The sequence below is a fragment of the Cutibacterium sp. LaCa_255 genome (assembly GCF_057458005.1).
The window spans coordinates 2,207,943-2,229,606 of sequence record NZ_CP190956.1 but is presented as its reverse complement, the minus strand read 5'-3'; the positions used below and the strand labels follow the sequence as shown (position 1 = coordinate 2,229,606).

20 protein-coding genes, 3 tRNA genes, 3 pseudogenes and 1 riboswitch are annotated in these 21,664 nt (G+C 63.0%); of the genes and pseudogenes, 14 read left to right on the top strand and 12 right to left on the bottom strand.

Annotated elements, in window-relative coordinates; translation table 11 throughout:
- Window positions 1-109: 109 nt before the first annotated feature.
- The 7 genes and pseudogenes from ACP8ML_RS10175 to ACP8ML_RS10145 form a co-directional block, all read right to left on the bottom strand.
- Window positions 110-661, bottom strand: a complete 552-nt coding sequence (locus ACP8ML_RS10175) for an adhesin (protein ID WP_065673913.1) — start codon at window positions 659-661, stop codon at window positions 110-112.
- On the bottom strand, window positions 658-3,138 hold the full coding sequence (locus ACP8ML_RS10170) for a PKD domain-containing protein (protein WP_249361273.1): 2,481 nt from the start codon (window positions 3,136-3,138) through the stop codon (window positions 658-660). The genes ACP8ML_RS10175 and ACP8ML_RS10170 overlap by 4 nt, the downstream gene beginning before the upstream one ends.
- Before the next feature lie 85 nt (window positions 3,139-3,223).
- Window positions 3,224-3,356, bottom strand: a riboswitch (cobalamin riboswitch).
- A gap of 44 nt (window positions 3,357-3,400) precedes the next feature.
- A pseudogene (locus ACP8ML_RS10165) lies at window positions 3,401-3,708 on the bottom strand (2-oxoglutarate synthase); the annotation flags it as partial.
- Window positions 3,709-3,835: 127 nt separating this feature from the next.
- Window positions 3,836-4,099, bottom strand: a pseudogene (locus tag ACP8ML_RS10160) (hypothetical protein); the annotation flags it as partial.
- 46 nt (window positions 4,100-4,145) lie between these two features.
- A pseudogene (locus tag ACP8ML_RS10155) lies at window positions 4,146-5,281 on the bottom strand (hypothetical protein).
- Window positions 5,282-5,434: 153 nt separating this feature from the next.
- On the bottom strand, window positions 5,435-6,529 hold the full coding sequence (locus ACP8ML_RS10150) for a 2-oxoacid:ferredoxin oxidoreductase subunit beta (RefSeq protein WP_117189696.1): 1,095 nt from the start codon (window positions 6,527-6,529) through the stop codon (window positions 5,435-5,437).
- A 1-nt stretch (window position 6,530) separates the two neighbouring features.
- Complete coding sequence (locus tag ACP8ML_RS10145; protein WP_065673177.1) at window positions 6,531-8,483, bottom strand: 2-oxoacid:acceptor oxidoreductase subunit alpha; 1,953 nt, start codon at window positions 8,481-8,483, stop codon at window positions 6,531-6,533.
- Window positions 8,484-8,644: 161 nt separating this feature from the next.
- On the opposite strand from ACP8ML_RS10145, the gene ACP8ML_RS10140 reads away from it, so the two are divergent.
- From ACP8ML_RS10140 to ACP8ML_RS10120, 5 genes are read left to right on the top strand one after another with little or no spacing between them, the layout of a single operon-like run.
- On the top strand, window positions 8,645-9,043 hold the full coding sequence (locus ACP8ML_RS10140; RefSeq protein ID WP_065673176.1) for an NADH-quinone oxidoreductase subunit B family protein: 399 nt from the start codon (window positions 8,645-8,647) through the stop codon (window positions 9,041-9,043).
- Complete coding sequence (locus tag ACP8ML_RS10135; protein WP_065673175.1) at window positions 9,040-9,654, top strand: NADH-quinone oxidoreductase subunit C; 615 nt, start codon at window positions 9,040-9,042, stop codon at window positions 9,652-9,654. The genes ACP8ML_RS10140 and ACP8ML_RS10135 overlap by 4 nt, the downstream gene beginning before the upstream one ends.
- Complete coding sequence (locus ACP8ML_RS10130) at window positions 9,651-9,959, top strand: 4Fe-4S binding protein (protein WP_065673174.1); 309 nt, start codon at window positions 9,651-9,653, stop codon at window positions 9,957-9,959. The genes ACP8ML_RS10135 and ACP8ML_RS10130 overlap by 4 nt, the downstream gene beginning before the upstream one ends.
- The gene (gene mptB, locus ACP8ML_RS10125) at window positions 9,956-11,545 is read left to right on the top strand and encodes a polyprenol phosphomannose-dependent alpha 1,6 mannosyltransferase MptB (RefSeq protein ID WP_117189714.1); all 1,590 of its coding nucleotides are present in this window, start codon (window positions 9,956-9,958) and stop codon (window positions 11,543-11,545) included. The genes ACP8ML_RS10130 and mptB overlap by 4 nt, the downstream gene beginning before the upstream one ends.
- Before the next feature lie 16 nt (window positions 11,546-11,561).
- Complete coding sequence (locus ACP8ML_RS10120) at window positions 11,562-12,236, top strand: metal-dependent transcriptional regulator (RefSeq protein WP_171048662.1); 675 nt, start codon at window positions 11,562-11,564, stop codon at window positions 12,234-12,236.
- On the opposite strand, the gene ACP8ML_RS10115 is transcribed toward ACP8ML_RS10120, so the two are convergent.
- Genes ACP8ML_RS10115 through ACP8ML_RS10105 form a run of 3 tightly spaced genes read right to left on the bottom strand, consistent with a single transcriptional unit; the run spans window position 12,143 to window position 14,738 of the window.
- Window positions 12,143-13,084: a metal ABC transporter permease gene (locus ACP8ML_RS10115; RefSeq protein WP_063279880.1), complete on the bottom strand. Its 942-nt coding sequence runs from the start codon at window positions 13,082-13,084 to the stop codon at window positions 12,143-12,145. The genes ACP8ML_RS10120 and ACP8ML_RS10115 overlap by 94 nt on opposite strands.
- Window positions 13,081-13,821 (bottom strand): metal ABC transporter ATP-binding protein, encoded by a 741-nt coding sequence (locus ACP8ML_RS10110; protein WP_117189697.1) that lies wholly within the window; start codon window positions 13,819-13,821, stop codon window positions 13,081-13,083. Before ACP8ML_RS10110 ends, ACP8ML_RS10115 begins: the two co-directional genes overlap by 4 nt.
- A complete protein-coding gene (locus ACP8ML_RS10105; protein WP_117189698.1) occupies window positions 13,818-14,738 on the bottom strand; it encodes a metal ABC transporter substrate-binding protein in 921 nt (306 codons plus the stop codon). Before ACP8ML_RS10105 ends, ACP8ML_RS10110 begins: the two co-directional genes overlap by 4 nt.
- Before the next feature lie 197 nt (window positions 14,739-14,935).
- Here ACP8ML_RS10105 and ACP8ML_RS10100 point away from each other — a divergent pair, with 197 nt between their 5' ends.
- Window positions 14,936-15,871, top strand: coding sequence for an enoyl-CoA hydratase/isomerase family protein (locus tag ACP8ML_RS10100; RefSeq protein WP_117189715.1), 936 nt, complete (start codon window positions 14,936-14,938; stop codon window positions 15,869-15,871).
- 1 nt (window position 15,872) lies between these two features.
- Here ACP8ML_RS10100 and ACP8ML_RS10095 read toward each other — a convergent pair whose 3' ends face one another.
- Both ACP8ML_RS10095 and ACP8ML_RS10090 read right to left on the bottom strand, forming a co-directional pair.
- Window positions 15,873-16,766, bottom strand: a complete 894-nt coding sequence (locus ACP8ML_RS10095) for an exodeoxyribonuclease III (RefSeq protein ID WP_016666135.1) — start codon at window positions 16,764-16,766, stop codon at window positions 15,873-15,875.
- A gap of 53 nt (window positions 16,767-16,819) precedes the next feature.
- A complete protein-coding gene (locus ACP8ML_RS10090; protein WP_231128473.1) occupies window positions 16,820-17,236 on the bottom strand; it encodes a GNAT family N-acetyltransferase in 417 nt (138 codons plus the stop codon).
- 164 nt (window positions 17,237-17,400) lie between these two features.
- On the opposite strand from ACP8ML_RS10090, the gene ACP8ML_RS10085 reads away from it, so the two are divergent.
- From ACP8ML_RS10085 to ACP8ML_RS10050, 8 genes are all read left to right on the top strand, one after another.
- Window positions 17,401-17,481 (top strand) — tRNA-Tyr (locus tag ACP8ML_RS10085).
- A 204-nt stretch (window positions 17,482-17,685) separates the two neighbouring features.
- Window positions 17,686-17,758: transfer RNA gene (locus ACP8ML_RS10080), tRNA-Thr, on the top strand.
- A gap of 63 nt (window positions 17,759-17,821) precedes the next feature.
- A tRNA-Met gene (locus tag ACP8ML_RS10075) sits at window positions 17,822-17,896 on the top strand.
- A gap of 56 nt (window positions 17,897-17,952) precedes the next feature.
- Window positions 17,953-18,123: a 50S ribosomal protein L33 gene (gene rpmG / locus ACP8ML_RS10070; protein WP_004809087.1), complete on the top strand. Its 171-nt coding sequence runs from the start codon at window positions 17,953-17,955 to the stop codon at window positions 18,121-18,123.
- A 116-nt stretch (window positions 18,124-18,239) separates the two neighbouring features.
- Window positions 18,240-18,668 carry an FAS1-like dehydratase domain-containing protein gene (locus ACP8ML_RS10065; protein WP_117189699.1) on the top strand — a complete coding sequence of 143 codons (429 nt, stop codon included), beginning with the start codon at window positions 18,240-18,242 and terminating at the stop codon, window positions 18,666-18,668.
- Window positions 18,665-19,081 carry a MaoC/PaaZ C-terminal domain-containing protein gene (locus ACP8ML_RS10060; RefSeq protein WP_117189700.1) on the top strand — a complete coding sequence of 139 codons (417 nt, stop codon included), beginning with the start codon at window positions 18,665-18,667 and terminating at the stop codon, window positions 19,079-19,081. Before ACP8ML_RS10065 ends, ACP8ML_RS10060 begins: the two co-directional genes overlap by 4 nt.
- On the top strand, window positions 19,078-20,208 hold the full coding sequence (locus ACP8ML_RS10055) for a UDP-N-acetylmuramate dehydrogenase (protein ID WP_065673166.1): 1,131 nt from the start codon (window positions 19,078-19,080) through the stop codon (window positions 20,206-20,208). Before ACP8ML_RS10060 ends, ACP8ML_RS10055 begins: the two co-directional genes overlap by 4 nt.
- 101 nt (window positions 20,209-20,309) lie before the next feature.
- The gene (locus tag ACP8ML_RS10050; RefSeq protein ID WP_117189701.1) at window positions 20,310-21,575 is read left to right on the top strand and encodes an aspartate aminotransferase type Ic; all 1,266 of its coding nucleotides are present in this window, start codon (window positions 20,310-20,312) and stop codon (window positions 21,573-21,575) included.
- Window positions 21,576-21,664 lie beyond the last annotated feature (89 nt).

Sequence of the window (21,664 nt, the reverse complement as noted above, 5' to 3'; positions counted from 1 at the left end):
CCTGCGGCGGCACCAACTACTCCCCAAAAGCCACTGCTACTGCCAAGAGGCATGCCCGCAGGGCCGCATTCGTCAACGCACCTTGTCCAAGCCGTGCAGGGAATCAGGGTTAGGAGGGCAGGGACATCGATGTAACGATGAGAAAATGAAACCACACCGCCACTGCTATGAAAAGTATGACTGCCGAAGCAATGCTCATGCTGAGAATAAAAGGAATTCTGCTATTCCTGAGTCTGATTCCGACAACACTGAGAGCTAACCCAGCAAAAGGAAATACTATCAACGGGAGCGGATGCATAGCCATTTCTATGCTCTCGAGGGATCTATGATCTGCGAGAAGGAATCCTGTTGCATACATGAGCATTTCAGTAAGAGACGCCATGGCGACCCCAATGATTTCGATTTTGAATCTCTTTTTCTTCGGGTTATCACATGTGAATGTCCGTCTTTCCCATAACCCGGTGAGCCATCCGACTAGAGGGAAGATAAGTGACATGAGAAATAAGGAAGGATATTCCTTGAGGTCTATTGTTTCATTTGATTTAACGTACAATATCACGAGTACCGTATCCCAGATGGCTCCGACGATGGTGCCGATGATGAGGCCGTTGAGGGGTGCGCGACGGTATTGCTGCTCGGTTGTGTTGTCGTGGGTGGTCATCGTGGTGCCTTCGTGGTGTTGGGGTCGCAGGCGTCTCCTACACCGTTGTGGTTGGTGTCGGTCTGGTCTTGGTTGGCGATGGTGGGGCAGTTGTCTCGGGTATCGGGGACTCCATCGCCGTCTCGGGTGACCTCGATGGGGAACGTCAAGGTGTCACTGGTGTCTGTGTCGTCGGTGATGCGTAGGTGTGCCCGATACTTTCCCAGCTGCTTTAGAGTGCGGGTGATCCCGGGGGTGGCACTGTCGATTTCATAGTGGCCGTCCCCGTCAAGGTCCCATTGCCAGCGTCTGATGTGCCCGGTTGAGGTGTAGGACGAGGAGGCGTCCAACTCAAGGGGTTCACCTGCACGTACCAGGTTTTGCCCAATCACGTCAGCGCGCATCCGCACCCCAGGTACCGTCCCCAACTGGTCGAGGGGAACCCCACCGCCAGTCTCCGCTCCCACGCTCCGTGTCGCGGCCCTGGGCGACAGGACCACATCATGAACCATTCCTGCAATCTGTTCATGACCAATCACATTCGGATGGAAAAAATGTACAGAATATTTTGTGATATTCCACGGTTTTATTAGCGAAGCATGGGTTTCCCCGTCGTCCCCGCGTTCTCCTGCCGTTTCGCCCAAGCCGTTGATCCACCGATACTTGTTCTGAGGCCGAACGACAAACGGGTAAGGTTCATGAGTGTTGAACAGGCTGGTAGTGGGGGCATAGTCCACCTTGAGAACATGAGACGTGTTCCAGGCCTTGATCGTGGCAGCCTGCCGGGCGCGGAACTCGTCCTCGGCGGCCCGTACCTGAGTCGCAGGCACATCCGCGAAAAGATCATCGTATCCTGCCGGGACGAGGTAAGGGTAGCCGATCAGGATGACACGGGTGTGAGCCGGATCAGCCAGTCGCTTCTGAATGTGTGACAACAATGTCGTTGTGTTCGCCATCGTGGCACCAAGCTTCTTACGAGCCGTATCAACCATCCCGGGACACCCGCCAAGCTTCTGTCTCTCAGCAAGACACATATCGGCAACGTCAGCGAAGTTGAGGTCGTTGCCTCCGGCGGTCATGAGGATCACGCCGGTGTGGGGATCCATGGTATCGGCCTGGCTGATGATGTTGTGGTCTCCGGTGGCGATCTGGGCGCCACTCCAGGCCCGCACGTCGAGTTGGTAGGTTGTGTCCGTGCTTTTCTGGTTGAGCATGCCGGTGAGTACCGAACCGTAGTTCTTGGGGCTGCGATACGATCCATCGGCCGGATACCCATCGACCAGGGTTCCATTGCCTGCCGAATACGAGTCACCCAGCACAGTGATCTTCACCAGTGTGTGTTGAGGTTTGGGGGTTGGGGTGGTTGTGCAGGTTGGGGTGTTTTTGGGGGTTTTGCCGGACCATGTTGAGGCGTAGCCGTGGCCGGTGATGGCCATGATTGCTTGGTCGGTGGCCATGATGTTGGGTTCGTGGTCGTTGCGTTGGGCTTGCCATGCGCCGACTTTCGTGAGGTTTTGTTGGCGGATGAGCCATTGTTTGACGGTTGTCATGTCTTCGCCGCGTTCTGCGAGTGCGCTGGCGAGCATGCCGGTGGAGTTGGCGGCGGAGTAGGTTTCCCAGTAGTCGCCGTCGTCGTGGGTTTTGGTGTTGATGGCCCATGTGGTGGCGTTGTTGGCGGCAGTGTCGATTTTGGTGTGGTAGCCGTCTGGGATGAGGTGGGGGTTGCGTTGGAGGAGGGTGAGGTCGGACAGGGCGATGCCGGTGTAGTCGGGGTCGCCGACGAAGGTTTTCGTGCCGTCGTGGTTTCGTTTGGTGTATCCGAAAGCGCCGGCATCGTCACCTTGGGTGCCTTGGGTGGACAGCAGTTTGTCGAGGATCTTCGTTGGTACCGGGCGGTTGGCGCGGGTCAGTGCGATGGTGATGAGGTGCGGGCCCCAGTACATGGTGACGCGGTTTTGCATGCCTGGGGTGTCGTCGTTGATGTAGCTGGCGAGCTTGATCCACAGGTTTCCGGTGTCTTTGCCGAGGAAGTAGGTGGGATCCTCGCCGAGAATTTCGGCGGTCATGATCACCTTGGCCAGGCCAGCCGGGTTCTTGTCGACGTACTTCGGGCCGGCTTCCTTGAGGGCTGTGGTCATTTCTGTGACGGTGTCGGGGTGGGCGTCTGAGCCGACCAGGGCGATGATGCCGTCGGCGATGCCGCCGGCCTGTCTGTAGTTTGTCGGGTCTTCCTGCCACTTCTGGGCGAGCCAGTCGGCGGCTTTGGCGACGTAGGTGCTGGTGGCGGCGGTGTCGTTGACCGATCCGGCCCACATGGCACCCTTGACCGGGTTGGCCGGCGGATCGAAGCAGTAGGGAGCAGAGCCGTCATCAATGGTGGCGGTGATGGCTGCATGGGATGGCGCGGGCTGCGGGTCAGCGAACGCTGGTGCCGCGAACGGCGATGCGACGAGCGCACCGGCGGCGAGGCCGGCGACCCATTGATTGAGCCTGGTCATGTGGCGGGCCTTCTTCCTGAGGCTGCGTTGCGCTCCGGACGGGAAGGGCCCCTGAGTCGAACTCACCGCAGTCCTCGACGGTGTGTAATATTCCTTCGACAACCCAGGTACTCCGACTCGGGATGAGCCCCTCACGGTTGCGGGTCAGTTCCGGTATCGCACCGAATTCCCCTGTGGCTGCGGTGCCAGCACCGCCCAAGGTGACGTGGATCGTCGGTCTTGGAGGGTACTGCCTGGCACAGAGTACACCTGTTAGGTGTCGGTTACCGGTCAGCACGGTGGCTAGAGCGGCGTCGCGGGAGTCTTGGTCGGTGGTGTCCCCGGCGGCGAGCTGGGCTTGGTTGTCGTAGGTGGGGGGCGATTCTCATCGCGGAAGATGCCGATTGGGGTGTGGGTGATGGGGATGCCGTCGTTGAAGATGGGGCAGTTCTGGTACATCTCGACAAATGAGGTGCCGCGGTGTTTGGCGGCTGCTGTGAGCACTTGGGCGAGGTGTGCGCGGTCGGAGTCTATGGCGCGAGCCACGAAGGAGCATCCGGCACCCAGGGCCACGGCCAGGCTGGTGCGCGGCCATGGAGGAGTGCATATCGCAAGATATTCATGCGGCACGGGAAGTCGATCAGCGTGGAACATCCTGGATCCACGAGGCTGGGTAACTGTCCGGATCCGCTCAAGGGTGCATGGGAATCACCAAGGGCTACACCGTCTGACGAGGCTTGATAAGCGAGATGAGGATTCCGAGAAGGCAAAGAACCCCGGACAATATCGCCGACATCACGTCCGCCCGATCCTTGATCGGCCATGACCACCAGGATGTGTAATTTTCCGTTCTCCCCAACAGAAAGCTTGTCAGAACCCAGATGATTGCAGGGATGGATGACAATTTCTTGATGCCAATGGCGTTTGTGAGAAGGCTGAAGCCGGACAGCCCAACGATGTTGCGGGTGGAGACCATTCCGATGATCGATTGCGCGCCCAGGCTCTCCAACCAAGCGCTATGTGTCCTCTCAACATTTTCGCAGTCGAGATCGATAATCTTCGAAAATCCTGGCTTGGTCCTGGATGGACAGCCGATCCATGGACTTCAGCCATTCGCGCGTCTCAGGAGAAAACTCCTGACCCGTTATCGCTATTCCCGAATGTTTCGTCAGCCAGGCGATGACGCGATCCTGAGTGTCGAGAACCCAGACTGCCACCTGATCTTTGTGGTCCTGACACGGGGCGATGGCCAATCCCGAGGCAACGGTCATAACCGCCTTCGACGGCGGCTCAGATACGGATATCGCAGATGTCGACCACCACACGGTTTCGTGGGTTGATTCCTGCGCACCTTGCCTGTATTCCTTGGGGACGTGCTCTCCACGCTGTGTCTGCTTTCCGGGCCACGGGGCCCAACAGCTCGAGATCGTGAGATTCCCACGCGCACACCACGGGATCACTACCTCTCAGACAGATCTGTGGTCCGGTTCGGGGGCGGGCAGCGGACCTATGCCTTTGGCCGTGTGAAAGCCGATGAACGTCGTCGCAACCAATCCAATAATCAGGGTCACGGTGATACGTGCATGATGATTCCGTCTTCCTGCAATGAGGGCCAGGGTTGACACGATGAGGATCCCACCTGCCATCGTCATTCCAGCTGTGAGGACTCGAGGATTCAACATCTCACCTACGTGCAGCAGCCCATGTAGTAGCCAAAAAGATATCGCAGCTTCATGACCGATACGGCTGGCCCATACAAGACGAGGATGAAGGGCAGGAGAAAGGCCGTTGGTGCTGACAGTGCCAGCGGCCACGATGCCCCAATGGCAGCACCGAAGACGCCCCATGCGAGCATCCAAACGGCACCGATGGCCGACATTTCCATGATCTGGTTTCCAGATCCTGACGCCAGAACAGAAATGCCTACGGCCACGGTCGATGGGAGAACGGCGATGGCCCACCATGGAAGGATGATTCGCAGTCGAGACCTCCCGGTCGGTGTGGTGAGGATGTGACCTTCGGTGAACCTCCGAAGTTCCAGGCAAGCTCCCAGAGCCACGGGTCCAACGATCATCATGAAGGCGTAGAGCACGCTCGCAGATCGCTCGATGTCTGACGGTGAAGGAGGATTTCCCAACGCTCCGTAACACCATATGAGAATCATGACAGGTAAAAGGCGAACGCCATAGGATCGTCTTTACGAGATTTAGCCAAATATCCCTATGGAAGGTGTGGGTGTGGGGTACGATTGATGAGTCGGCCCCGGAGGAGTCGTCTCGCGATGGTGTGTTTGACTTCTCCGGGATGCGTGCCTTGCTCAGGTGTTTCGTTCCCGCACCTGCCACGTATCCGTACCGAGGAGCAGGCGTTGGAGTCCCTTGTCGCGATCCTGCGGTGTGGTGGTGTCCCCGGCGGCGAGCTGGACTTGGGTGCGGGCTTGGTCGTCGTAGGTGGGGCGATCCTCATCGCGGAAGATTCCGACCGGGGTCTGGCTGACGATGACGCCGTCATCCAGGTGAGCAAGCTCGAAGGCCAGCGACGGGTCAGCACGGTGGGAGTCGTGGACGAGCACGTGGTCCATACCCACCTCGGCGACGTCAGCCACCGTCAACTCGCCACTGACGGGGTCGCGCACCACGCCGCGAGAACCATCGGCCCCGATGAGAACGGGATCGCCGTCGGCCAGACGGATGAGGTGCTGGCTGGCCTCCGGACCCTTGTAGTCGTCGAAAGCACCGTCGTTGAAGATCGGGCAGTTCTGGTACATCTCGACGAAGGAGGTACCGCGGTGCTTGGCGGCCGCAGTGAGCACCTGGGCGAGGTGCTTGCGGTCGGAATCGACGGCTCGAGCCACGAAGGAGCATCCGGCACCCAGGGCCACGGCCAGCGGGCTGAACGGGGCGTCAATTGAACCCATCGGCGAGGATTTGGTGACCTTCCCAGCCTCCGATGTGGGGGAGTACTGGCCCTTCGTCAGTCCGTAGATCCGGTTGTTGAACATGAGGATCGTCAGGTTGACGTTGCGGCGCATGGCATGGATGAGGTGGTTGCCGCCGATGGACAGAGCATCACCGTCACCAGTGATGACGAAGACGGCCAGATCCGGGCGAGACACTGCCACCCCCGTCGCGATGGCCGGGGCACGGCCGTGGATGGAATGCATGCCATAGGTGTTCATGTAGTACGGGAAGCGCGAGGAGCAACCGATGCCCGAGATGACAACGGCGTTCTCCTTGGCGATGCCCAGATCCGGCAGCACACCCTGGAAGGTGGACAGAATCGCGTAGTCGCCACAGCCGGGGCACCAGCGCACCTCCTGGTCGGAGGCGAAGTCACGACGCTTCAGCGGCTCGATCGCCAGTGGCACACCGGCAAGTCCGGCGGGACGATCCTCGGTGGTGATGTCAGTCATCTCAGGCCTCCTCGGTCTCGTCGTTGCAGTACTGGCACAGTTCCTCACACAGGTCGACCGGGGAGATCGGTAGCCCGCGCACCCGCGAGATCGTCTTGACGTCGACGAGATACCTCGAACGCAACAACATGGCGAACTGGCCGGTGTTCATCTCGGGGACGACCACTCGGCGGTAACGATGCAGCAGGTCGCCCAGGTCCTCCGGCAGCGGATTGAGGTGACGCACGTGGGCCTGAGCGATGGACAGGCCGCGAGCACGGACTCGACGCACCGCAGCGGTGATCGGACCGTAGGTGGAACCCCAACCCAGCACCAGGACGTCAGCGTCACCGGACGGATCGTCGACGACGGTCGGCGGAATGGTCTTGGCGATGCCCTTTACCTTGGCGGCTCGGGTGGCGACCATGTCCTCGTGGTTGGACGGGTCGTAGGAGATGGCGCCGGTGCGAGCCGACTTCTCCAGACCGCCGATGCGATGCTCCAGACCCTTGGTCCCGGGCAAGGCCCACGGACGGGCCAGGGTCTCCGGGTCGCGGTGGTACGGCATGAATCGCGGTGAGCCGTCGGCAGCAGAGGAGTTGGGCTCGGTGGCAAAGTTCGGGTCGATGTGCGGGATCTCGTCGAGGTCCGGCACCTTCCACGGCTCCGCGCCGTTGCCGAGGTAGCCGTCGGACAGCATGATGACCGGGGTGCGGTAGGTCACGGCCACCCGGCAAGCCTCCAGAGCGGTGTCGAAGCAGTCCGACGGGGACTTGGCCGCGAGCACGGGGACGGGGGACTCACCGTTGCGGCCGAACATCGCCTGCAGCAGGTCAGCCTGCTCAGGCTTGGTCGGCATTCCGGTCGACGGGCCGGCACGCTGTACGTCGACGACGACGAGCGGCAGCTCGGTCATGACGGCCAGGCCGATGGCCTCGGACTTGAGGCTCATACCAGGTCCGGAGGTCGTCGTCACGCCCAGGGAACCCGAGAAGGAGGCGCCGATGGCGGAGCTGACACCGGCGATCTCGTCCTCGGCCTGGAAGGTGACGACGTTGTGGGACTTGCGCTTGGACAGCTCGTGCAGGATGTCGGAGGCCGGAGTGATGGGGTATGAGCCCAGGAAGAGTTGCAACCCGGCCCGGTTGGCACCGGTGATGAGGCCGTAGGCGGTGGCGAGGTTGCCAGTGATCTGACGGTAGGTGCCCTCGGGCATTGGTGCCGGGGCCACCTCGTAGCGGACCCGGAACAGCTCGCAGGTCTCGCCGTAGGCATGTCCGGCCTTGAGGGCGGCGATGTTGGCATCGCGAATCTCCGGCTTGGAGGCGAACTTGCCGGCCAGGAACTTCTCGGAGGGGCCGAGCGGACGCCCGTACAGCCAGGTCAGCAGCCCCAGGGCGAACATGTTCTTGGCTCGTTCGGAGTTTTTGCGGCCCAGGCCGAAGGGCTCGACGGCGGCCACGGCCAGACCGGTGAGGTCCAGCTCGACGACCTGGTAGGACTCCAGGGTGCCGTCGTGACGCGGATCCTCGGCGTATCCGACCTTCTTCAAGTTCTTCGCGGTGAACTCGGCGGAATCAAGGACGATGAGGCCGCCGCGGCGAAGATCGCCGAGGTTGGCGGCCAGGGCAGCCGGGTTCATGGTCACCAAGACGTCGGGCTGGTCGCCCGGGGTGGCGATATCGTAATTGGCGAAATGCACCTGGAAGCTCGAGACGCCGGGGATGGTGCCTTGGGGAGCACGAATCTCGGCAGGGAAGTTCGGCAGGGTGGAGATGTCATTGCCATGGATGGCGGACTCAGCGGTGAAACGGTCACCGGTCAACTGCATGCCGTCGCCGGAATCGCCGGCGAATCGAATGACGACTCGGTCGAGGGACTGGACCTCTCGCTCGTCAGTGGTGTGATGTGCCGTGTCGGTGGAAGGCACTCTGACCTCTTTTCTCGTCGCGGGACTCCGGTGGGGACGTGTCACGTGGTGACGAATGGTCGTACCCGCGAGGCGCGTCCGGATGCTTCGGAACCGGCTCCCAACGCTACCATCGCGCCGCTGCTCGTCGAACTTGGCCACCGTCAGGGTTGACGCCTACCCGCAGCACAGATCTGGCTGGACGACATCGTCGGTACGATGGCCCGGTGAAGTTCATCGACTGGTTCGCCGACAAGTCCGTGTACGTCGTCGACCTCGCCCTCGCCTGTTGTGGGGTCGAGAGCGGGGCGGCAGTGCCGACTGCGGCCTCCACCTGTCAGGACGCCCCCTCGGGGGCGCCGGTCGTCGCGGTGGTGTCGGGAACCATTTCGACGGTGTTGGCGCCGGTGGTGCGCTCGACCATTGAAACCTTGCGTGAGGACCATCCAGTCGACGTCGTGGCCTTCGGGGCTTGTGCCTGCGCCGGTGGCCCCTATTGGGACTCGGCGGCAGTCGTCGACGGGCTCCCCGCGATCGGTGTCGAGGCTGATCACTGGATCCCGGGTTGCCCGCCGGCCCCGGACGCTCTCACCGGCTTCCTGTCCTCTTCCCGGGAGGCAGCATGACGACCATCGATGTTCCTGCAGATAGGTGGCATGACGCCGTCGCCGAGGCGATGTCCACCCATCCGTGGCTGGCCCATCTGACGGCCATCGACGGGGTGGGCGAACGCGGACAGGACCCCGACATCATCGTCGTCTGTCGATGCGAGAACCATGACGGCGACGACGTCACCGTCTCCACTCGTGTGCCACGCGATGGCGGGAGCCTCGACTCCGTCGTCGACGCCGTGGCGGGAGCAGCCTGGTATCAGCGAGAGATCCACGATTCCTTCGGGGTGACCTTCGTCGGCCCGGGAGCTGACAATCGTGCCCTCCTCATCCGCGACGCACCCAAGCCGCCGCTGCGCAAGGAGGTCGTGTTGGCGCAACGAGCCGAGACGACGTGGCCCGGCGTGGCCGGCCCGGGCCCCTCGACCTCAGCGAGCCGACGCCGTGCCCTGCCGGCCGGTGTTCCCGACCCCGACACCTGGCAACGCATCAAGGACGGCGAGGACATTTCTGACGTCGAGGTCGTCGCGGCCATGTCAGGGCGACGTCCACAATCGAGAGCCGGACGAGATACCGGAGCCACACAAACCAGACGAGGGCAGGCAGGACGAAGGAGGCGAGTATGAGGCATTCCGCCATCGACCTCGACGTTGATGCCTGCACCTCCTGCGTCATCTGCGCCCGGACATGCCCGGCCTGGTGCATCACCATCGACGCCCACAATGAATCCGTTCCCGACTCAGACGCCCGTCGTCCCCGCACCGTCGCCGTCCTCGACGAATTCACCATCGACTGGGGACTGTGCATGTACTGCGGGATGTGCATCGAGTCGTGTCCGTTTGACGCCCTGTCATGGAATGACGAGCGGGTACCGGATTCGGAGACGAGAACGGACCTCGTCAGCGCGTGGGGATCGGACGGTGGCCGGTGAAGCAGCCGGTTGGCTGGCGTCGACGCATCCAACTCAAGTGGGTTGCCTACCTGCGCGCCTGGCGGTCCCGGTCGGTCCTGGAAGGACTGGTCGGGACGATTCTCATCACGGCCGGATCCCTGACCCCGGCATATCTACCGTTGAACTCACCGTGGTGGTCCCGGCTCGACGAGGCCGGGCTGCGTGGCTCGACCTGGCGCATCGTCGGAACCCTCCTCGTCCTTGTCGGTGTCGGTCTGTTGGTGGATTCCTGGCTTCGCTTGCGTCCCGGCCGTGAGCCCCGTGACCTCGGCGCCGAGCCGCTTCCCAAGCATGTGCGTCGGTACTTCAAGCATCGTCCGGGAATCCGCGCCGGGCTGCGCCCGTGGGCCGTCCTCGGCGTATGGGGCCTGCCCTTCCTGCTCGCCCCACCCATCTTCAGTCACGACGCCTACTCCTACGCTGCGCAGGGGTGGCTGCTGGAGAACGACATCAGCCCTTATGAGGGGTACCCAGGTCTGCTGCCGGGGGCCTTCGCCGACCAGGTGGCCCAGGAATGGCGGTACACCAAGACCCCCTATGGCCCGCTGGCCCTGGCCGTGCAGCACCTGATCGTCCATCTCACCGGTGACAACCCATACTGGTCCGCGGTGTTCATGCGGATCCCAGCCGTTCTCGGCGTCATCGCCATTGGCCTGCTGATGTCACGGGTGGCCCGCAGAGTCGGCCGGGACCCGCACTTTGCCGCATGGTTCTCCACCCTCAACCCGATCCTCGTCGTCGACTTCATCGGCGGAGCCCACAACGACTCCCTCATGATGGGGCTGGTCGTCATCGGGTTGTGGCTGGCATGCATGACGAGCTGGTCGTGGCTCGTCGGAGCAGTCCTCGTCGGGGCGGCGGCGGCCGTCAAGCAGCCGGCCCTCATGGTCGCGGTGGCATTGCCATTCATCCGTCATCCCATGGAGTCGTGGCATCCCCGTCACCTCTTCCCAGCCCTGGGGAGAGCGGTGTGGTCGCTCGCTGTCTCGGTGGCGGTGTTCGCGGGTATTTCATGGGCATCCGGTCTGGGATTCGGCTGGTACCACGCCGTCGATGTCCCGGGCATGGTGCTGACGGTTTCGCCATTCACCCTCGTCGGCATGGGGGTGCGCATGATTCTCGGGCTCTTCGGGGCCCACCAGGCGGCGGCTGCCGTCATCCCCATCGCCCAGGCGATCGGCGTGCTCGTGGGAGCCGCACTCCTCGTCGTCATGGCGATCCGTCTGCTGCCCCGCAAGCCGCTGTCCTTCCTGGCCCTGGGATTCCTTGCCGTCGCACTGTGCGCGCCCGCCCTGCACTCCTGGTACGTGCTGTGGGGAGCGCTGTTGCTGCCCTTGATCGACAAAGCCGCCCGGTACGTGCGCCCGGCAGTGTGGACCACCGTCATCCTGCTGTCCTTCGACGCCGTCAACCTGTCGTGGCGCAATAGTGCAGTGGCCCTTGGGGTCGCTCTGGTCCTGGTGCTGGCAGCCCGACTGGTCTGGCACGAGCGCAGCCTGGGACAAGGGTGGACGCACAAGGATGTCCACGTTCCGCATCGGCACACAGCTCACGAACAGTCGTGACCGGTATTCTGCTGCCATGTCTGTGACCAGTCTGACTGCGAGTTCCCAGACCTATCTCAAGGCGATCTGGAATCTCCAGGAGTGGTCTGACGACCCCGTCGGCACCTCGATGTTGGCTGCCAAGGTGGGTGTGCGGCTCTCGACCGTCTCCGAGGCCGTTCGAAAGCTGACCGAACAGGGGATGCTTCAGCACACCCGGTATGGGTCAGTTGCCCTGACCGAGGAAGGCGCCCAACACGCCGTCGCGATGGTGCGCCGCCACCGTCTCATCGAGACCTTCCTGGCAGAAATCCTGGGATACCGCTGGGATCAGGTCCATGAGGAGGCCGAGGCCCTCGAGCACGTTGTCTCCGACTTCATGGTCGACCGTATCGACGAGTTGCTCGGGTACCCCACCAAGGATCCCCACGGCGACCCGATTCCCAGCCGAGCCGGGGACATTGAGCATCCGGACGGGGCGGTGCAGCTGTCGGCCGTCCACCCCGGGGTGGTCGTGCGCGTCGAGAGGGTGGCTGACGGTGACCCCGGTCTCCTGCAGTTCCTGGCTGAATGCGGCATCGGCGTTGGTACCCGGATGGAGCCGCGCCCGGGTGCCCCTTACTCCGATTCGATCGAGGTGACCGTGGCCGATCGGGCCATACCGCTGGGCCGTTCAGCGACTGACGCCGTCTGGGTGAGCGTCGAGGGCTGAGATCGCCTGTGGCGACGCGCCCGCGTGACGACGCCGTGGCGCGGGCTGAAGAGGTATACGAGCAGGAATGCCACGCCCTGCACGACGACGACCAGGCCGCCGGGGGAGACGTCGGACCAGTAGCTGAGGTAGATGCCGACTACCGTGCACAGCGCTGACAGGCTCGGCGCGATGACGAGCATCCGTGAGAATCGGTCGGTGAGCAGGTAAGCCGTCGCTCCCGGAATGATCAGCATCGCCACGACGAGAACGACCCCGACGATCTGCAGGGCGACGACCGCCGTCAGTGCCAGCATCCCGAGCAGGAGAGCCCCGAGGAGGCGCGGGGACAGGCCGATGGCGTGGGCATGGACGGGGTCGAAGGCGTAGAGGGTGAGATCCCGACGCTTGAGCAGCAGCACGAGCAGGCTGATCCCGGCCAGGATCGCTACCTGAACCATGTCGGCCTTCGTGATGCCCAGCACATTGCCGAAGATGATGTGATTGAGGTCGGTCTGGCTCGGGGTCGTCGAGATCAGGATGAGACCGAGGGCGAACATCGTCGTGAAGACGATGCCGATCGCAGCGTCCTCCTTGACCCGGCTGGTGCCGCGGACCACCCCGATCAGGATGACGGCGAGGAAGCCGAAGACCACGGCGCCGAGGGCGAAGGGCAGGTCGAGGATGTAGGCCAGAGCCACTCCAGGTAGTACGGCGTGGGAGACGGCGTCCCCCATGAGGGACCATCCGACCAGCACGAGCCAGCACGACAGCAGGGCACAGACGACGGCCGCGACGACGCTGGTCGTCAGGGCGCGAACCATGAACTGGTAACTCAATGGTTCGGTGAGCCACACGAGGGCATTCATGCCATCCTCCCGGATTCGGTGACGTCGACCCTGAAGGTCAACGCGAGGTTTTCTGGACGTAGTGCCTCGGCGACCGGTCCGTGGAACAGGATGGTGCGCAGCAGCAGGACCGCGTCGTCGGCGAGGTCGGGCAGGGCGTGGAGGTCATGGGTGGACACGATGAGGGTTCTTCCCTGGTCGGCAAGGTCACGCAGGAGTCTGACGATCGTCGCCTCGCTGCGTTTGTCGACCCCGGCGAAGGGCTCGTCGAGGAGCATGACGCGAGCTCCCTGGGCAATACCACGAGCGACGAAGGCGCGTTTGCGTTGACCGCCCGACAGCCGGCCGATCTGACGATCCGTCAGGTCGGCCAGCTCAACCCGTTCCAAGGCTTCTGCCACGGCCTCGCGATCCTCGGCGCGTGGCCGTCGGGTGAATCCCTGCTGGCCGTAGCGGCCCATCATGACGACATCGCGCACCGACACCGGGAAGGACCAGTCGACGTCCTCGGCCTGTGGGACATATCCGACGATGCCGTGACGACGGGCCTTGGCGGGGGAGTCGCCGTCGATGAGGACCCGGCCATGCTCGGGCCGAACCATCCCCATGATCGCCTTGAAGAGGGTGGACTTGCCTGACCCGTTCATCCCGATGAGACCGGTGACGCGACCCGGCTCGACGGAGACGGTGACGTCCGACAAGGCGACCACCTCCCCGTAGCGCACTGAGAGATGGTCGACGTCAACACATCCGGTCATGACTTCTTTCCGGTGAGGGCAGCGGTGATGGTGCGGGCGTCGTAGTTGATGAGATCGAGGTAGGTCGGGACCGGTCCGTCGGCCTTGGAGAGGGAATCGACGTAGAGGGTGCCGCCGAATTTCGCCCCGGTGGAGTTGACGACCTGCTTCATGGGTTTGAGGGAGACCGTGGATTCGCAGAACACGGCCGGAACCTTGTTCTTCCTGACGAAGTCGATCGCCGAAGCGATCTGCTTCGGTGTGCCCTCCTGATTGGCATTGACGGCCCAGAGGTACTTCTCGGTCAGGTCGGTGTCCCGAGCGAGGTAGGAGAAGGCGCCTTCGCAGCTGACCAGGGCACGCTCATTGCGCGGCAGGGCGGACAACTGGTGGGTCATGTCATCGGTGACCTTCTGGAGTTTCTCCTTGTAGGTGTCTCCATTGGACTTGTAGTCCTTGGCATGGTCGGGGTCGAATTTGCTGAAGGCCTTGACGATGTTGTCAGTGTAGATCTGGACATTCTTCGGGCTCATCCAGGCGTGCGGGTTCGGATTGCCGGCGTATTCGTCCTCGGCGATATTCATCGGTTTGACGCCCTCGGAGACGACGACGTGCGGGACGTCGGCGGATTCCACGAACTTCTGGAACCAGCGCTCCAGGCCCAGCCCGTTGTCGAGAATGAGATCGGCCTTCGACGCCTTCTTGATGTCGTCGGGGGTGGGCTCGTAGTCGTGGATCTCGGCGCCGGGCTTGGTGATCGACTCGACCGTCAGGTCGTCGCCGGCAATGTTCTTCGCAATGTCCTGCAACACGGTGAAGGTGGTGAGGACGACGGGTTTGTCGTGCGATTTCGGGGGATTGGCAGCGTTGCAGCCAGTTAGGGCGAGCGCGACTGCCGCGACGAGCCCGATGACCATGGCGTGAAGGGAGCGATGCATGGAGGCCTCCTTTGAGCTGTGAAAACTTAAAAGTTCGGTGGACCTAAGTTCGAGCCGAGGCTACATCGTGAGGAGGGCAGGTGCCACCGTGAGTTTCTGGTGGGATGGGTGCAGGAGACATGTCCCCGCCATCGGTGAACGCCTTCGCCAACCAGCTTTTCTGGGTGGTGATTCGGCAAGGTGGCAGGCTTGGGGTCATGGATGAGGTGAAGATCAGCGGTACCGACGATGTGACGATCACCCTGGATCGCCCCCGAGCCATCAATTCGTTGTCCGGCGAGATGCTGGCGGCCATTGGGAAGGCCGTCGAGGATTCGCCGCGCAGTATCGACCTGTCAGGCGCGGGAGAGCGCGGTTACTGCTCCGGGGCTGACATCCGTGAGCTCAGGTCGCTGGCTCTGGAAGATCCCGAGGCTGCCGGCGACTGGTTGGATTTCGAGTACGACGTTGATGCGGCGATCGCGGCGGTCCACTCCGGAACCGCGCATCTGCACGGGATCTCCATGGGTGGTGGTCTTGGTTTGGCCCTTCGCCTCAAGCAGGTCGAGGCACGAGAGGACCTCGTTCTGGCGATGCCGGAGACGGGTATTGGGCTGTGGCCTGACGTCGGTGTGTCTTTCGAGCTGTCCCGCGCCCCACGGCATGTCGGGCGCCACCTGGCCATGACGGGAGCCTCCATCGACGCAGCCTCGGCGCTGTGGGCTGGTCTGGTGGACGAGGTCGTTGACGCCGACGGCAATCCTGCTGACGTCGATCCAGTCGCATGCCAGCTGGCCCGCGACGCGGTGTGGATTCAGGAGTGCTACGACACCGACGATCCGGTTGAGGTGTGTCGTCGACTGGCTGATCGCCCGGAGGAAGCCGCACGCAAGACCGCTGAGCACATCGCGACCCGCTGCCCGTTGTCGGTGGCCGTCGCGCTGGCAGCCGTCATCAAGGCAGAGAGTGCGTCAGGACTCGCTGAGGTCTTGGAGACTGATCGAGCCTTGGGGCGCTCCTTCATGCGCGACTCGGACTTCTGTGAGGGGGTGCGGGCTCAGCTGGTCGATAAGGACCGCAACCCCCACTGGTCACACGAGAGTCTGGCCGGCGTCCCCGTGCGTCGTGTTGAGGAGATGTTCGACCCGTCCTGAGTCACAGGTCGTAGTCGACGACGACAGCCGCGTGGTCGGAGGTGCGCTCGGCGTAAGAGGGGTCGCGGTCGATCTCGGCCGTGACGGCCTTCCTCGCCAGCTCCGGTGAGGCCAGGTGATAGTCGATACGCCATCCGGCGTCATTAACGAAGGCCTTGCCGCGCCAGCTCCACCAGGAGTAGGGACCGTCGACGTCAGGGTGCTGGGCGCGCACGACGTCGACGAGGGTCTCGGGAGACAGGATGGTGTCGAACCACTGCCTCTCCTCGGGCAGGAATCCCTCGTTGCGTTGGTTGGACTTCCAGTTCTTGAGGTCGGCGTTCTCATGGGCGATGTTGAAATCGCCCATGAGAAGGACATGACGCCCCTGGGCCGCGCACTCCTGGCGTCGGGTCGCCAGGTACTCACGGAACCCGGCAAGGAAGGTCATCTTGCGGTCCTGCTTGGCTATGGACTTCTCGTCCTTGGGGTCCGGAGTGGCTCCCTTGGGCAGGTACAGGCAGGCGACGGTGACGGGTGCGTCGGCGAGATCAACCTCGATGTAGCGCCCCTCGTCAGCGAAGGGAAGCAGCTCAGCTGGTAGTCGATCGGTGATTCCGGTGCGGATCTCGTCGAGATTGGGTGTCTCTCCGGGGGTCATGACGAGGTGGGTGCCCCAGGATCTCACCTCGGCCGGAGCAGTGCGGGTGAGCAGGGCGACGCCATTGCGCCCGGCCAACGAACCCGGCGCCCAGGAGACGTGACGATCGCCGAACGCCCCCTCCGGGAGATCGGCGGGACGGCAGCGCACCTCCTGCAGGCCGATGACGTCGCAGTCACGGGTCTCCATCCAGTCGGAGAATCCCCGTTTCAGGGCAGCTCGGATGCCGTTCACGTTGAAGCTGGCGATGCGCATGGGGAGAGTCTGTCACAGGGTGACGACGCAGTGACGCGACGACTGTTCCGGCATCACTCGTAGAGGTACCTGACGAAGGCCTTTCCCTCCTCGCGGGCGATGTCATGGAGTCCACACGACTCGTAGAAGGCGACGATCTCGGGGATGTCGTCGGAGAGTAGGACGATCTGGCGCAGCCCCGAGTAGTGCTCCATCATCGACGTCAGCAGGTGGCAGCCAATCCCATGTCGCTGCCATTTCGGATGAACCAGTAGGTCCTGGATGAGGGCGACCTGGACGCCGTCAGAGATGGCTCGTGAGAAACCGATGAGTTCACCGTCGGTCCTGGCACATCGCACCTGGTCGACTCGGTCGAGCAGCCCCTCCATCTTGTACGGGTGGGTGGTGTAGGCGGTCCAGCCAACCGAGTTGTACAGGGTCATCAATTCTTCGATGTGAGGGTGCTGATGGTCATAGGAGACGCCTGACATGTCGGCATCGTACAACATCGTACAACTCGGCGTGCGGACGGGGAGCCTCATCACAGGGCCACATGCGGTGGTCCTGGCTGGTTCGTCGGGCTTGTTGACGGGCCGGATTGGTCACGACGCCGGCATGCCTGCTAATATTTTCGATCGCTGGCTCGCGCCAGCAAGGCAGGTTGCCCGAGTGGCCAAAGGGAGCGGTCTGTAAAACCGTCGGTTCGCCTACGTTGGTTCGAATCCAACACCTGCCACGCAACCCCCGGGTCGGATGGATTCGGGGGTTGGTTTCGCCAAGGCAGGATTCTTGGCCGACTCGTTCGGTCGAGGAAACGGTGGAGGCGAAACGACCTGGTTCGATTGATTACCGGTTCCCACGAGGGGCTTCATTCCGGGGTCAGGGGATTCGGGTTCCAATTTGCCAACGACTGGAAGCTCGTGTAGTTTTCTCATTCGTTGCCCCTATAGCTCAGTAGGCAGAGCGTCTCCATGGTAAGGAGAAGGTCAGCAGTTCGATTCTGCTTGGGGGCTCTGAGTGTGAATCGGCCCCACTCGCCCGGTGGGCCGGGTCCGAATGGGCGCCGAGGATCACATGGCGGGGTAGCTCAGGGGTAGAGCAAGCGGCTCATAATCGCTGTGTCGCGGGTTCGATTCCCGCCTCCGCTACCAAAACAAACCGGGGAAACTCGGGAGCGCACACTCCACACGGCTCGAAAGTAGGAAAGATGGCCAAGAAGTCCGGCGACGTTCGCCCGAAGATCACGCTCGCCTGCACCGAGTGCAAGGAGCGCAACTACATCACCAAGAAGAACCGCCGTAACAATCCTGATCGCATGGAGATGGCGAAGTTTTGCCCGCGCTGCCACAAGCACACCGCGCATCGCGAGACCCGCTGACGTCGGGTTTTCAATCCAAGAACCTTTGACGAGGGGTCACCTGAGGGCGGCTCCTCGTCTTTTCGCTCGTTCCTAAGAGTTCTGTGGCGTCGGAGGTCTGGGATAGCCTGAACGACATGCCGATCAGTCCTGATGACGTCGGGCGCACGTATCCGACGACAGACCCTTACCTCGTTACCGCGGAGAAGATCCGGGAGCTCGCCACCGCCTTGGGCGACACTGCTCCGGCCTACCGGGGTGACGACCCCATTGCTCCACCCACATTTGCCATGGTGTTGGCGTCCCGGGCGTGGGAGGCACTGTTCGACGACGAGCAGCTTGGCCTCCAGCTGGAGCACATGATTCACACCGATCAGTCCTTCAACTGGATCCGTCCGCTCCACAAGGGTGACGAGGTCACCTCGAGCTTGAGGATCACCTCGGTTCGTACCCGGGGCAACACCGACATCATCGGTATCGACGTCTCCTTGGACCATGTCAATGGCGAGCATCTCGGCAACGCCACCTCGACCTTGTGGCACACCCGTCCGGAGGCGAATGCATGAGCGCGCAGCTGACGGAAGGTCAGACATTCGGGCCGCGAGTCATCGGTGTCACCCGGACCACCTTGGTCCGCTATGCCGGTGCGTCAGGGGACTTCAATCCGATCCACTACAGCGACCGTGCTGCCCGGGAGGCCGGCATGGACGGCGTCATCGCCCACGGCATGTGGACGATGGGGGCGGCCCTGGGTGCTGTCATCGAGTGGGTCGGGGGGCCTGAGCAAGTACTGTCCCAGAGAGCTCGCTTCACCCGCCCGGTGCTCGTCCCCGACACCAAGGAGGGGGCGTCCATCGAGGTCGCCGCCACGGTTCGCAGGGTTGTTGATGACACCGCGACCCTTGGCGTCGACGTCAAGTGCGGCGGACAGTCCGTTCTCGGACGAGTTGAGGTCGTCATCAAGCAGGGGGAGCAGTGAGTACCACTGTCATCGGTCCCTACGAGGACGACGACCCCACCGAGGCATGCAGCACCATCCATCACGAGGCGATTGGCGCGACGACCACCCTCATCGGAGGGGACGACGTCCCGCTCGCCCCGCTCACGACGTTCAAAGTGGGTGGCCCGGCTCGTCATCTCGTCATCGCCACGACCAATGACGAGCTCCTGCAAACCGTCCGCGACTGCGATCGACGCGGCGAGCCCTGTCTTGTGCTCGGAGGCGGTTCCAACGTCCTCGTCGGCGACGATGGATTCGACGGCACCGTCGTGCGTGTCGCGACCTCGGGACTGTCCGCCGAGGTGTCCTCATGCGGTGGTGCTCTGGTGACGGTTGCCGCCGGTCAGGTTTGGGACGACTTCGTCGTCCACGCCATCGAGCAGGAGTGGATCGGCCCGGAGTTCCTCTCCGGCATACCTGGTCTCGTCGGCTCGACGCCGATCCAGAATGTCGGCGCCTATGGCGTGGAGGTCTGCGAGTTCATCGCCCGGGTGCGTACCTGGGACCGTGTCGATGACACCCAGCGCACCTTCACCGCGGACCAGTGCGGCTTCGGCTACCGCTCCAGCCGGTTCAAGGCCGAACCAGACCGCTATGTCGTCCTGGACGTCACCATGCAGTTCAACCTCGGTACTCGGTCGCTCCCGGTGCGCTATGCCGAGCTGGCGCGTCGTCTGGGGGTCGAGTCAGGAGAGAGGGCCAACACCTCCGAGGTCCGCGAGACCGTCCTGGAGGTGCGTGGTGGCAAGGGCATGGTCCTCAACCTTGATGACCACGACACCTGGAGTGCGGGGTCCTTCTTCACCAACCCGTTGGTGGCTCCCGACGAGGTTCCGGAGGCTGCACCCGCTTTTGTCCAGCCTGATGGTCGTGTGAAGACCAGCGCCGCATGGCTCATCGACCACGCCGGATACGGCAAGGGGTTCATGGTGGCCGAGGACTCCCCGGCTAGCCTGTCGACCAAGCACGTGCTGGCCCTGACCAACCGCGGCAGCGCCAGCTCCGACGACCTCACTGCTCTGGCGCGCACCATCATCGAGGGAGTTCGCGACGCGTACGGCATCACCTTGGTGCCTGAACCACGCCTCGTCGGTTGCGCCATCTGAGGTCGATGGAACTCGTCCAGACCGACGACCCTCCAACCTCGTATGGCCGGGTGTGGAGGGTCGCCTGTCATTGTGGCGGACCCAGGGGCCATAATTGGCCTATGCTGACCCCGCTGACCGACTTGTCCCCCGATGACCTGTCCGCCCTGCACGAGCAGCTGAGCGATGAGCATGCCGAGCTCGTCGCCCGTGGTGTCTCTCTCAACATCACCCGCGGCAAGCCTTCCCCGGCACAGCTTGACCTCAACGCGGACCTGCTGACGATTGATATCCCTTCCCACGCCGAGGACGGCCAGGATGTCCGCAACTACGGAGGCAACCGCGGACTCACCGAGATTCGCCGTATCTTCGGTGAACTGCTGGGGGTCGACGTCGATCACATCATCGCTGCCGACAACTCCAGCCTGTCGATCATGCACGATCTCGCGATGTTCGCCTTCGTCCATGGCATCGCGGGTGAGAAGCCGTGGTTCGGCCAGAACGTCAAGTTCATCGCCCCGGTCCCCGGCTACGACCGCCACTTCGCCATCTGCGAGCACCTCGGTATCGAGATGATCCCGGTGGAACTGGGGGAGCACGGCCCTGACGTCGACGAGGTGGCCAAACTGGCCGCCGACCCGTCCGTCAAGGGCATGTGGGTGGTGCCGATGTACGCCAACCCGAACGGCGTCGTCTACGACGAGGAGACCGTTCGTGCCCTGGTGTCCATGCCTGCCGCCCCCGATTTCCGTATGTGGTGGGACAATGCCTACGCCCTGCATCACCTGACCGACACCGAGCGTCCACCGCTGCCAGTGCTGCAGTGGGCCGAGGAGGCTGGTAACCCTGACCGCGTCTTCGAGCTCGCCTCGACCTCCAAGATCACCTTCGCCGGCGACGGCATCTCCTTCCTGGCCTCCTCGAAGGCCAACCTGGACTGGTACCTGGGACATGCGGGGATCCGCTCGATCGGCCCTGACAAGGTCAATCAGTTGCGTCACGCGAAGTACCTGGGTGACGCCGAGGGTGTTCGCAAGCTCATGCGTGCCCACCGCGAGATGCTCGCCCCGAAGTTCGCCCTCGTCGACGAGATCCTCACCAACCGCCTCGGCGGTCGTGGGGTCGCCACGTGGACCCATCCGACCGGCGGTTACTTCATCACCCTCGACGTCATGGATGGCACGGCTTCTCGCGTGGTAGCCCTGGCCAAGGAAGCCGGCATTGCCCTCACCTCGGCCGGGGCGTCTCATCCGCTGCACGATGACCCGCACGATCGCACCATCCGTCTGGCGCCGTCCTTCCCTAGCATGGGCGAGCTGCGAGAGGCCATGGAAGGTGTCTCGACCTGCGTCCTGCTGGCAGCCGCTGAGAAGCTTCTCGCCAGCTGAGAGAGGCCTTTCTGCAATTCGGCGAAACCCCTTATGCTGGCCTCGCACGTGCGAGAAGTGTGTGGGGCCGTTGGCGTTGCGTATCCTGA